The organism is Alicyclobacillus fructus (assembly GCF_017329605.1).
Classification (GTDB): Bacteria; Bacillota; Bacilli; order Alicyclobacillales; family Alicyclobacillaceae; genus Alicyclobacillus; species Alicyclobacillus fructus.
The window spans coordinates 1-274 of sequence record NZ_JAFMTY010000111.1 but is presented as its reverse complement, the minus strand read 5'-3'; the positions used below and the strand labels follow the sequence as shown (position 1 = coordinate 274).

General features: G+C 50.7%; 1 protein-coding gene. It reads right to left on the bottom strand.

What is annotated here, in order from left to right; all coding sequences use genetic code 11:
* Window positions 1-38: 38 nt before the first annotated feature.
* Window positions 39-274: hypothetical protein (locus J3481_RS14530; protein ID WP_206882537.1), on the bottom strand; the 236-nt coding region annotated here is incomplete at its 5' end.

The following is a 274-nucleotide window of genomic DNA, read 5'->3' as shown; positions in this document are numbered from 1 at the left end:
AGGCCAAGCGCGTACACTACCGTAAACATTAGTCGTGCTCATTCTTCCCCATCCTTTGCACGTCTGGCGTCCGTTGTTTCCGACAATTCTTTTTCCAGCTTGCTAGGCGTATTGAGGAAAGCGAGTCCGCATACTGCGCTGGCGAGCGCTAGCCATGCGGCCAATTGGTTGGCCTCAATGAATCCGTACACCGAAAGCAGGCCGAACACAGATACAGCAATACCATACACCCACTGTCTTGTAGTCGGCTCAAAAACCTTATTCTTCATTAACG